At 70.8% G+C, this 9,830-nt stretch carries 10 protein-coding genes; 6 read left to right on the top strand and 4 right to left on the bottom strand.

Going from position 1 to position 9,830, the window contains the following annotated elements; all coding sequences use genetic code 11:
- Window positions 1–297: 297 nt before the first annotated feature.
- The 3 genes from J2744_RS13620 to J2744_RS13610 all read left to right on the top strand — a co-directional run bounded on the left by J2744_RS13620 (window position 298) and on the right by J2744_RS13610 (window position 2,949).
- Entirely contained in the window at window positions 298–1,677 is a 1,380-nt protein-coding gene (locus J2744_RS13620; RefSeq protein WP_210113816.1) for a phosphoglucomutase/phosphomannomutase family protein, read from the top strand.
- Window positions 1,678–1,817: 140 nt separating this feature from the next.
- On the top strand, window positions 1,818–2,144 hold the full coding sequence (locus tag J2744_RS13615) for a hypothetical protein (protein WP_210113815.1): 327 nt from the start codon (window positions 1,818–1,820) through the stop codon (window positions 2,142–2,144).
- A gap of 61 nt (window positions 2,145–2,205) precedes the next feature.
- Window positions 2,206–2,949, top strand: a complete 744-nt coding sequence (locus J2744_RS13610) for a DNA polymerase sliding clamp (protein ID WP_210113814.1) — start codon at window positions 2,206–2,208, stop codon at window positions 2,947–2,949.
- A 57-nt stretch (window positions 2,950–3,006) separates the two neighbouring features.
- Here J2744_RS13610 and J2744_RS13605 read toward each other — a convergent pair whose 3' ends face one another.
- Entirely contained in the window at window positions 3,007–4,860 is a 1,854-nt protein-coding gene (locus J2744_RS13605) for a histidine kinase N-terminal 7TM domain-containing protein (RefSeq protein ID WP_210113813.1), read from the bottom strand.
- Between the two features lie 75 nt (window positions 4,861–4,935).
- A complete protein-coding gene (locus J2744_RS13600; protein WP_210113812.1) occupies window positions 4,936–5,529 on the bottom strand; it encodes a DUF7474 family protein in 594 nt (197 codons plus the stop codon).
- Window positions 5,530–5,637: 108 nt separating this feature from the next.
- Here J2744_RS13600 and mdh point away from each other — a divergent pair, with 108 nt between their 5' ends.
- From mdh to J2744_RS13585, 3 genes are all read left to right on the top strand, one after another.
- Window positions 5,638–6,552, top strand: a complete 915-nt coding sequence (gene mdh, locus J2744_RS13595) for a malate dehydrogenase (protein WP_210113811.1) — start codon at window positions 5,638–5,640, stop codon at window positions 6,550–6,552.
- Between the two features lie 71 nt (window positions 6,553–6,623).
- Window positions 6,624–6,812, top strand: a complete 189-nt coding sequence (locus tag J2744_RS13590) for a DUF7554 family protein (protein ID WP_210113810.1) — start codon at window positions 6,624–6,626, stop codon at window positions 6,810–6,812.
- A gap of 12 nt (window positions 6,813–6,824) precedes the next feature.
- Window positions 6,825–7,391 (top strand): 2'-5' RNA ligase family protein, encoded by a 567-nt coding sequence (locus J2744_RS13585; RefSeq protein WP_210113809.1) that lies wholly within the window; start codon window positions 6,825–6,827, stop codon window positions 7,389–7,391.
- 387 nt (window positions 7,392–7,778) lie between these two features.
- Here J2744_RS13585 and J2744_RS13580 read toward each other — a convergent pair whose 3' ends face one another.
- Both J2744_RS13580 and J2744_RS13575 read right to left on the bottom strand, forming a co-directional pair.
- The gene (locus tag J2744_RS13580) at window positions 7,779–7,946 is read right to left on the bottom strand and encodes a hypothetical protein (protein ID WP_210113821.1); all 168 of its coding nucleotides are present in this window, start codon (window positions 7,944–7,946) and stop codon (window positions 7,779–7,781) included.
- Window positions 7,947–8,184: 238 nt separating this feature from the next.
- Window positions 8,185–9,807 carry a methyl-accepting chemotaxis protein gene (locus J2744_RS13575; protein ID WP_210113808.1) on the bottom strand — a complete coding sequence of 541 codons (1,623 nt, stop codon included), beginning with the start codon at window positions 9,805–9,807 and terminating at the stop codon, window positions 8,185–8,187.
- Window positions 9,808–9,830 lie beyond the last annotated feature (23 nt).

The raw sequence follows: 9,830 nt of genomic DNA, 5'->3' as shown, positions 1-9,830 counted from the left end.
GGCCCGCCCCCCCCCGGGCCCCCGCCCCCCCCCCCCCCCCCCACCCCCCCCCCCCCCCCCCCCGCGGGGGGGGGGGCCCCGCCGCCCCCCGCGACTCCCTCGCACGCGCTCTCGCCGGCGGCTTCGCCGCCGGCTGTCAGAGAGACCTTCGGTCTCTCCCTACTCGCGGCCGCCTTCGGCGGCCATTCGGAGGCGCGCGCCGCCGCGGGTTACGTATAAATAGCCGATATCGACTTGTGTACGCAAGCCTCGCGATTGACACCGGACATTATTGTCCCCGCCGCCGACGTGGCCGACATGGACCAGATTGCCTTCGGTACGGACGGCTGGCGCGCGACGCTCGACACCTTCACCGACGAGCGCGTGCGGATCGTCGGGCAGGCCGTCGCCGACCACCTCGCGGCGGCGGGTCGCGACGAGCCGGTCGCGGTCGGCTACGACGCCCGCGAGACCTCGGAGGGGTTCGCCGAGAGCCTCGCCGAGATCCTCGCCGGTAACGGCTTCGACGTGCTCCTCCCCGAGCGCGACGCGCCGACGCCCGTCATCGCCCACGCCATCGTCTCGCGGGGGTTGGCCGGCGCGTGTATGGTCACCGCCTCGCACAACCCGCCCGAGTACAACGGCGTGAAGTTCATCCCGCACGACGGCGCCCCCGCGCTCCCGGACGTGACCGAGGACATCGTCGACCGGCTCGCGGAGCCGGACCTGCTGCCCGAGAGCGAGCGCGGCGAGGTCTCGCGCGTCGACCTCGTGAGCGACCACGCCGACGCGGCCCGGGAACTCGTGGGCGCCGACCTCTCCGGTCTCACGGTCGCGTACGACGCGATACACGGGAGCGGGCGCGGCGTGACGGACGCGCTCCTCGAATCCGCGGGCGCGGAGGTCGTCCGTCTGCGCTGCGACCGCGACGTGACGTTCGGCGGCGACTCCCCCGAGCCGTCGGCCGAACACCTCGAGGAACTGACCGAGCGCGTCACGGACCCCGACAGCGACGTGGACCTCGGAGTCGCCAACGACGGCGACGCCGACCGGATCGCCGTCGTCACGCCCGAGCGCGGCGTCCTCGACGCCAACCTCTTCTACGCCGCCTGCTACGACCGCCTCTTGGAGACCGATTCGGGACCCGCGGTCCGCACCGTCTCGACGACGTTCCTCGTCGACCGGGTCGCGGAGGCGCACGGCGAAGAGGTGTACGAGACCCCGGTCGGCTTCAAGTGGGTCGCCGAGGCGATGGGCGAGCACGACGCGCTGTTCGGCGGCGAGGAGTCGGGCGGATTCACCCTCCGCGGCCACGTCCGCGAGAAGGACGGCGTGTTGATGGCGCTGCTCGCCGCCGCGACCCACGCCGCCGAGCCGTTCGACGCGCGCGTCGACCGCCTGCTCGACGAACACGGTCACATCGCGGCCGGGAAGGTGTCGCTCGACTGTCCCGACGACCGGAAGGCGGGGGTCCTCGACGAGCTGGAAGACCACATCCCGGAGTCCGTCTGCGGCTCCCCCGTCGCGAAGGTCGTCACGCTCGACGGGTTCAAGCTCCTCTTGGAGAACGGCTCGTGGCTGCTCGTCCGCCCCTCGGGCACCGAGCCGAAGCTTCGGGTGTACGCGGAGTCCGACTCGGAGGCCGCCGTCGACGACTTACTCGCCGAGGGGCGCGACCTCGTCGAACCGCTGGTCTGAGGACGGGACGGGCCGACCGGCGATGACCATTCGGAGAGCCGCCCGTCCACACGAGTTTCAGTTCCACCTTGCGTTCGGCTCGTTTATTTATAAATTAATCTCGTAGCGTCTCGTACGGCCGTTCCCGGCCGAACCGACCGATGATCGACGAGCCACTGCCGACGCCCGAGCGAACAGACGCCGAATCGAATCCGACCGACGAACGGGCTGACCGCGACGCGAACGGCCCGTCCCGCGAACCGACGGCGACCGACAGGGAGCCTCGGGAGGAACCGGATCGAGCCACCGATCCGCCGCCCGACCGGATCGACGGCGACGAGGCCTGCGAGTGCGACCCCGAACCGGACGGCGGGGACGACGAGTCCGACGGGACCGACGGGCGCGAATACCGGCTCGAACGGCTCCGACTGTGGCGGACGGTCGTCACGCTCGCGGTCGTCGTCGCCCGCCTCGTCCGGTCGCTGTGAGCGGCCGGTCGCCGCTCCGATCGGGTGCCTTTTTAGGTGATACCGCCCAAGCTGAACGTATATGTTCAAGGCCATCGTGGGCGCGTCGACGTTTCAGGACGCGCTCGATTCGGTGAGCGTGTTGGTCGACGAGTGTAAGATCCGCCTGAACGAGGAGGAGCTCTCCATCCGCGCCGTCGACCCCGCGAACGTCGGCATGGTCGACCTCACGCTGGAGGCGGCCGCGTTCGAGTCGTACGACGCCGACGGGGGCGTCATCGGCGTCAACCTCGCCCGCTTGGAGGACATCGCCGGGATGGCGAACTCGGGCGACCTGATCCACCTCGAACTCGACGAGGAGACCCGCAAGCTCCACATCGAGATAGATGGTCTCTCGTACACTCTCGCGCTCATCGACCCCGACTCGATCCGCCAGGAGCCGGACATCCCCGATCTCGATCTCGCCTCCGAGATCGTCGTTGAAGGCGCGCAGCTCGACCGCGGGATCAAGGCCGCCGACATGGTCTCCGACCACATCCGACTCCGCGTCGACGAGACCGACGAGGCGTTCTTCATCGAGGCCGAGGGCGACACCGACGACGTCAACCTCAAGCTCGACCGCGAGGACCTCATCGCGCTCAGCGCCGGGGCCGCCGACTCGCTCTTCAGCCTCGATTACCTCAAGGACATGAACAAGGCGATCCCCTCCGACGCCGAGGTCACCGTCGAGCTCGGCGAAGAGTTCCCCGTCAAGCTCCACTACGGCTTCGCGGAGGGGCTCGGACAGGCAACGTATATGTTAGCCCCCCGCATTCAGAGCGACTGAAACGCCCGAATTCGGCGTTTTAGCGGTTAGCCGAGATCGCATCGTTCCCCGTCCGCGTCACTTCTCTTCGACGACCGGGATCGACACCGTCACCCGCGTCCCGCGCGGCTCCCGGTCGGCGTACTCGACGTCCGCGCCGACCGCGGCGGCGCCCCACGCAACGACCCACAGGCCCAGCCCCGACCCGTGTTCGAGGGCCGTCTCGCGGCCCGACTCGACCGCCTCGACCTCGTGGTCCGGGATGCCCGGGCCGTCGTCCTCGACGGTGAGGACGAAGCGGGCGCCGCCGTCGCTGTTCGCGGCTCCGTCCCTGTCCCGATCCGCTTCGCGGCGGAGCGAGGCCCGCACCCACGTCCCGCCGTCCTCGCGCTCGACGCCCTCGCCGTCGTGGTGGTTGACGGCGTTCTCCACGGTGTTCTCGACGACCGCGCGGAGCGCGTCGGGCCTGACGCGCGTGGTCCAGTCGGCGGCGTCCGCGTCTCCGGCGGCGTCGGTCGGCGCTTCCCCCTCGACGTCTAGTTCGACCGTCGCCGCGTCGTCGCGCTCGCGGGCGTCCGCGACGACCGAGTCGAGGAGGTCGCGGACGTCGGTCGGTTCGGGGTCGGTGTCCGCGAGGAGCCGCTCGACGGTGCCGGCCTTCTCGCCGAGCGCGGCCAGCGCGCCGGCGCGGCGCTCGACGGCGTCGGCCATCCGGACCAGCTCCGGCTCCTCGAGGCGGTCCCGGAGGATCTCGCCGTAGCCGTGGACGACGCCGGCGTCGTTGCGGAGGTTGTGGCGGAGAATTCGGTTGAGCACCTCCAGCTGCTGCCGGCGGCGCTCGCGCTCGGTGACGTCCGAGAGGACGACCGTGTACCCGACGTGCGTCCCGTTCGGGTCGGTCAGCCGGGAGACCGACACCGCGTAGGTGCGGCGACCGGTGCCGGCGACGGCGTCGATTTCGACCGTCTTGCGGGAGCCGCCGGCCGCGTCCTCGTCGGCGCCGGACTCGCCGCCGCTCGGATCGTCGGCGTCCCCGTCGCCGGTCCGGACCGGCAAGTCGAGGAAGTCGGCGAGCGGGCGGTCGCGGGCGGTCTCGGCGTCGACCCCGAGGACCGCCTCGGCGGCGGGGTTGAGCCGGACGACGCGGCGGTCGAGCGCGAGCGCGACGACCGGGTCCCGGAGGTCGTCGATCGCCGTGCGCTCGGCGGCGCGGCTGGTCGTCGGGTTGCGGTCGAACATCTCCGCGCGGTCGAACGCGTACGCGTCGAGGACCATGTGCGGGACGAACATGACCGGCGCGAGCTGGAGCTGCGGGACCGGGCCGAGCCCCAGCGTCCACGCGACGAGGGCGAACCCCGGCGGCAGCGAGCTCAGCGCGACCGCGGCGCTCTCCCGGCGGTAGAGGGGACCGTAGCTGAGCAGCGTGTCGACGAGGAGGAAGACCCCGCTGGCGACGAGGACGGTCTCGACGGCGACCGTCAGGTACGCCCACGGGCCGAACGCGTACGAGACGGTCTCGACCCCGAATGCGGGGTCTCGGCCGAACTCGGTCCAGAACGCGCCGTGGAGGGGGTTCGTTGCGAGGAGCACAGAGGAGAGGAGACCGAATCCGGCGACCGCCGCGAACAGGCGGCTCCGGACCACGTCGCTCCGTCCCGTGTACTCCAGGGCGAATCCGAGGAAGGCGATCCCGGTCCAGATCACGCCGAGCCACATCGTCGCCTCCAGCGCGGCCCGGAGCGTCGGGTCCGCGACGAGCAGCCCGACCCCGTAGGAGCAGCACCACGTCGCCTGCGCGGCGAACACGCCGAGGAACCAGTCGACGCCGGGGCGACCGCGGTGTTCGCGGATCGCCCACGCGAGCGCGAGCGCCCCCGCCCCGCCCGCGAGCGAGCCGACGGCGGGCCACGCCGGGACGAGGTCGAAAGCCATGTGTGGAGTACGACGGCGACGGAGCGCGTAAAACTGTCGCGCGGCGACGGGTCCCTCGTCGCTCGCGCGGTCCGCTTAGATGTGCCGCTCGATGACGCGTTTCGCCGACTGCCCCTTCTCCTTCCAGCCGTACCCCTCGTCGTACACGTGGCGCTTGGCGTCGACGAGCTCTTCCGGCGTCGACTCCTCGAAGCCGCCGCGGTCCCACGCGCCCGACTCGTGGAGCCACTCGATCACGTTTTCGCGCGTTTCGGGCCACGAGAGACCGACCATCTCGTACCACGCCACCATCGCGAAGACGGCGTTGTCGTGACAGCCGGGGACGGAGCCGTGTTCGTAGACGGTCCGCATCGGCTCGCGGGTCGGCTCGGAGACGCGCTCCTTGAACTCGGCGGCGGTGAGCAGGCGGAGCCGGTCGCCGTCCTCGACGACGCGCTGGTCGCGCCGGAGCGCGCCGAGCGCGGCCTTGTGAAGCCCGCCCCAGTCCGCCGGAATCGCGTCCCGCAGCGCCGCCTCCGAGAGACCGTCGGGCTCCGCGGACAGCACCGACAGGAGGTCCGTGTACGCCTTCTCGACGGTCGGCCAGCTCACGCCCTCGAACTCGCAGTCGGCGTCGTGGAGGCTGTTCGTCGTCCGACAGCCGGGACACGGGTAGCGGAACGTCGGCACGACGCGTCGCTTCGACGCCGCGGGAGTTAGGGGTTTCGCGACGATAGTCACGAACGTTACTGTGGTTCCGAAACGTTTACTCGCCGTCCGGACGCGACTCTACACGGTATGACAAAGGTCAGCGTCATCGGTGCGGCGGGGACCGTCGGAGCCGCGGCCGGTTACAACCTCGCGTTGCGAGACGTGGTCGACGAGCTGGTGTTCGTCGACATCCCGGACCAGCGCGAGACGACGATCGGACAGGCCGCCGACGCGAACCACGGCGTCGCCTACGACTCGAACACGACCGTCCGGCAGGGGGAGTACGCGGACACCGCCGGCTCGGACGTGGTCGTGATCACGGCCGGGATCCCGCGCAAGGAGGGCCAGACGCGGATCGACCTGGCGGGCGACAACGCGCCGATCATGGAGGACATCGGCTCGCAGCTCGCCGAGCACAACGACGACTTCGTCACCGTCACCACCTCGAACCCGGTCGACCTGCTCAACCGCCACCTGTACGAGGCGGGCGACCGCGACCGCCATCAGGTGGTCGGCTTCGGCGGGCGGCTCGACTCCGCGCGCTTCCGCTACGTCCTCTCGCAGCGCTTCGACGCGCCCGTGAAGAACGTCGAGGCGACAATCCTCGGCGAGCACGGCGACGCGCAGGCCCCGGTCTTCTCGAAGGTGCGCGTGAACGGCCGCGACCCGTCGTTCGACGCCGACGAGAAGGAAGAGATCCTCGAAGACCTCCAGGAGTCCGCGATGGACGTGATCAGCCGCAAGGGCGCCACCCAGTGGGGTCCCGCCACCGGCGTCGCGCACACCGTCGAGGCGATCCTGGAGGACACCGGCGAGGTGCTCCCCTGCTCGGTCGTGCTCGACGGCGAATACGGCTACGAGGACACCGCGCTCGGCGTCCCCGCGAAGCTCGGCTCGGACGGCGTCGAGGAGGTCGTCGAGTGGGACCTCGACGGGTACGAGGCCGACCTGCTGGACGAGGCCGCGGAGAAGCTCTCCGAGCAGTACGAGAAGATCGCGTAGCGGGGAAGCCTCGCGAGGGGCACTCGCGGTTTCCCACCGGATTTTTATCGCTGCCGCGCACTCGTCTCGCTATGAACCGCGCCGAGATCGATACCGACGACCTCCTGAAGCTCGTGTTGCTGCTCGTCGTGGCGTGGCTTCTGTTGGAGATCGTCGGGGCCGTCCTCGATATCGCCTCCTGGCTGCTCGACGCCCTCCCGCCGCTGATCGGGATCGCGCTCGTCGTCGTGATCGCCTTACACCTCGCCGACCGGATCTGAGGCGACGGCGACGTGTTCAGCCTCAACGTCCCGCTGCCGCCCGGGGTCGAGCGGATCGCGGGCGATCTCCACCCGAAACTCTCGGGCTTCGACCGCGTCCGCGACCGCCACACCCTCGTCTGTAAGCGGTTCGGGGTCGGAGACGTGCGAAGCGGGGATCTCGAGGGAGGCGAGGGAACAGCTGAGCGAAGCCCTCCGCCCCGGCAGGAGGCCCTCGACCGCCTTCGCGAGCGCCTCCGCCGCCCCCTCGCCGAGACCGAGTCCTTCGAGGTCGCCGTGACCGGAATCGGCGTCTTCGACGCGCCGCAATCGGGGTCGCGACCGGTGGTCTATCTTGTCGTCGAGAGCGGAGAGCTGATTCGGCTTCATCGACGGCTCTGTGCGGCGTTCGGCCCGATCGAGGGAATCGAAGGCGACGAGTACGTGCCACATATCACGCTGGCGCGGGGCGGGAACCCCGAACCGGGGGCGGTGGCCGACCTCGTCGACGCCGAGTTCGACCCGATCCGGTGGCGCGTCCACGCGCTCGACGTGTGGGACCCGGAGTACCGAGAGGTCGTCGCGAGCGTCGATTTATGAATAGTCGGTGACAGGCTGTGGTTGACTTCCTCCGAAGCCCCAGCCGGGAGGACTCGCGCGGCTCGCTGTCGCCCGAAAATCTTCGATTTTCGGGATGACGAGAGAGCTTCGCTCTCTCGAACCACGCGCTTCACTCAGTCGCTCACCGCGTTCGCTCCCTCGTTCCAGTGCGTACGTCGCCGTGCTTCGTCCTCCCGGCTGCCCCTTCGAGTCCCACCCCGCACCGCACAGCACCGCACCTCACACCTCCCCAGCCTCGTCGGTGGTCCTCCGCTTCGCTCCGGACCACCGACTCCCTCGCGCGTGCGACTCGCGCCCTCCGGGCGCTCGTCGGCACGCGCCGACCGCAGGGGTACGAGTGTATACGTGGACGACGGTCGAGACCGGCTACGCGTCGTCGACCCCGCTCGGCTCGTCGACCGCGTGGTGCGGCCCAACCGGGCCGTGTGTCGGGCAGACGCCGGCGATGGGGGTCTCGTTGAGGCGGCAGGCGTGCTGTGGCTCGCGACCGCGCCGTGAGTGAAGGGGTTCGCCAGCGTTCGCTGGCGCTGCCACGTCTCGCCCTCGCTCACGAGGAGGCCGTTCCCGAACGGGGGGTCATCGAGCGGTCCGGGCGGCGTGACAGACAGACAATTTCTGGGGTCTGAGGGGTTAACGTTCGGCGGGGCGCGAAGCACGGACGGGAGAAAAGCGGCGGAGTTCGGAACGGGACGGAGTCGGAAAGAGACCGGAACCGAGCGGGACGGAGACCGGAACGAGACGGGGAGGTCGCGAGATCGCGGAGCGGCGGGAGTTACCGCGCGTCGAGCTGTTCGACGCGGGCGATCAGCTCGTCGACGGCCGCCTCCTGGTCGTCGGTGGCGTCGACGATGCGGTCGGTCGCCTCCTCGGTGCGGTCGGACCGCTCGCGGACCGCCTCCAGCGACGAGGTCAGCTCCTCGACGGTCGCGGCCTGGTCGTCGGTGGTGCGCGCGACCTCCGCGACGCCCGCGGCCGCCTCGTCGACCGCGTCGGCGATCTCTTCGAGGGAGTCGAGCACCGTCTCGATCTCGGTGCCCGCGTCCTCGATGCGGTCGTGGGAGCGCTCGACGGCGGTCGTGGTCTCCGCGGACTGCGCCTGGAGCTTGTCGAGGCTCTCCGTGATCTCCTCGGTGTAGCCGCGGGTCTCGTCGGCGAGCTTCTTCACCTCCTCGGCGACGACCGCGAAGCCGTCGCCGCCATCGCCGGCGCGGGCGGCCTCGATGTTGGCGTTCAGCGCGAGCAGGTTCGTCTGCTCGGCCACGTCGGAGATGACCTCGATGACCTCCTCGATGTCGTCCATGCGCTCGGAGAGCGCGCCGACGCTCTCGACCAGCTCGTCACCGATCTCGACGACGTCCTCGGTCGCCCGGCGCGCGTCCTCGCTGGCGTCGAGCCCCTCGTCGGCGGCGTCGGCGGCCGCCACCGCGGCGGAGTCGACCTGATCGGCGGTCGCGGCGACCTCCTCCATCCCCGCGGAGAAGGACTGCATCTCCGAGACGCTCTCCTCGAGGAGCTCGTTCTGCTCGTCGACGTTCTCGGCGATGTCGGCGGCCGCGGCGCTCGCCTCGTCGACGGTCGCGTCGAGGTCGCGCGCCTTCTCGTGGACGCCCGAGGAGAGCTGGTCGAGGTTCTCGGCCATCCGGTTGACGACGTCGACGACGCGGACCAGGTCCTCGCCGAGGTGCTCGAACGAGTCGCGGCGGCTCGCGCGGGCGTCGAGGTTCCCCTCGCCGATCGCCTCCGCGGTCTCGCGGACCTCGGCGACCAGCTCGCCCGTGGCGTCGCGCTCGTTGACGTTCTCCGTGCGGTCGATGACGACCTCGGTGACGCCGACCAGCTCGTCGCCGTCGTACATCGGCGTCGCGGTGAACTCGATGTGCTTCTCGTCGCCGTGGCGGTCGATCATCGTGCTCGTGTCGCGGTAGCGGGTCCGCGCCGCGCCGCACCGCTCGACGCCGTGGACCGCGTCGGCGTCCTCGGGCGCGTCGAGCACCTTGTCCGCGAGGGTGTCGGCGCGCCGGCCGTCGGGGTAGAACAGCTCCGAGGCGTAGTCGTGGCCGAGAGCGTCCGCGCGGTCGACGCCGGTGAGCGCCGCGAGCGACTCGTTCCACTCGGCGACGTTCCCCTCCTCGTCGAGGATGAACGTCGGGACCCCCGTGGCGTTGAACACCTCGGTGAAGCCGGCACGGGCCAAGGCGCCGGTCCGGTCCGCGCCGTCCGCGTCGGCGACCGCGTGGTCACCGTTCCCCTCGCCGGCGGCCGCGTCGCCGGGCGCCTCGTCGGTCGGCCCGTCGAGATCGGGGGCGTCTTCGACGACGACGCCCCCGTCGGGGACCGACCGGGAGTCGCTCCCCCGCCCGAATACGTTCCGCAGACGCTCGCGAAGTCCCGTCATGTCTACGTCACCGTCTCCCAACC

Source organism: Halorubrum trapanicum (genome assembly GCF_017873555.1).
GTDB lineage: Archaea > Halobacteriota > Halobacteria > Halobacteriales > Haloferacaceae > Halorubrum > Halorubrum trapanicum.
Note: the sequence above shows the minus strand (reverse complement) of the source record. Positions and strands in the feature narration are given on the sequence as shown.

Bases quoted from the DNA above. Each gene is read 5' to 3' on its own strand.
- J2744_RS13590 (WP_210113810.1), top strand. From the start codon at position 6,624: ATGAACCGCGCCGAGATCGATACCGACGACCTCCTGAAGCTCGTGTTG.
- J2744_RS13605 (WP_210113813.1), bottom strand. From the start codon at position 4,860: ATGGCTTTCGACCTCGTCCCGGCGTGGCCCGCCGTCGGCTCGCTCGCG.
- J2744_RS13575 (WP_210113808.1), bottom strand. From the start codon at position 9,807: ATGACGGGACTTCGCGAGCGTCTGCGGAACGTATTCGGGCGGGGGAGC.
- J2744_RS13610 (WP_210113814.1), top strand. From the start codon at position 2,206: ATGTTCAAGGCCATCGTGGGCGCGTCGACGTTTCAGGACGCGCTCGAT.
- mdh (WP_210113811.1), top strand. From the start codon at position 5,638: ATGACAAAGGTCAGCGTCATCGGTGCGGCGGGGACCGTCGGAGCCGCG.
- J2744_RS13620 (WP_210113816.1), top strand. From the start codon at position 298: ATGGACCAGATTGCCTTCGGTACGGACGGCTGGCGCGCGACGCTCGAC.
- J2744_RS13615 (WP_210113815.1), top strand. From the start codon at position 1,818: ATGATCGACGAGCCACTGCCGACGCCCGAGCGAACAGACGCCGAATCG.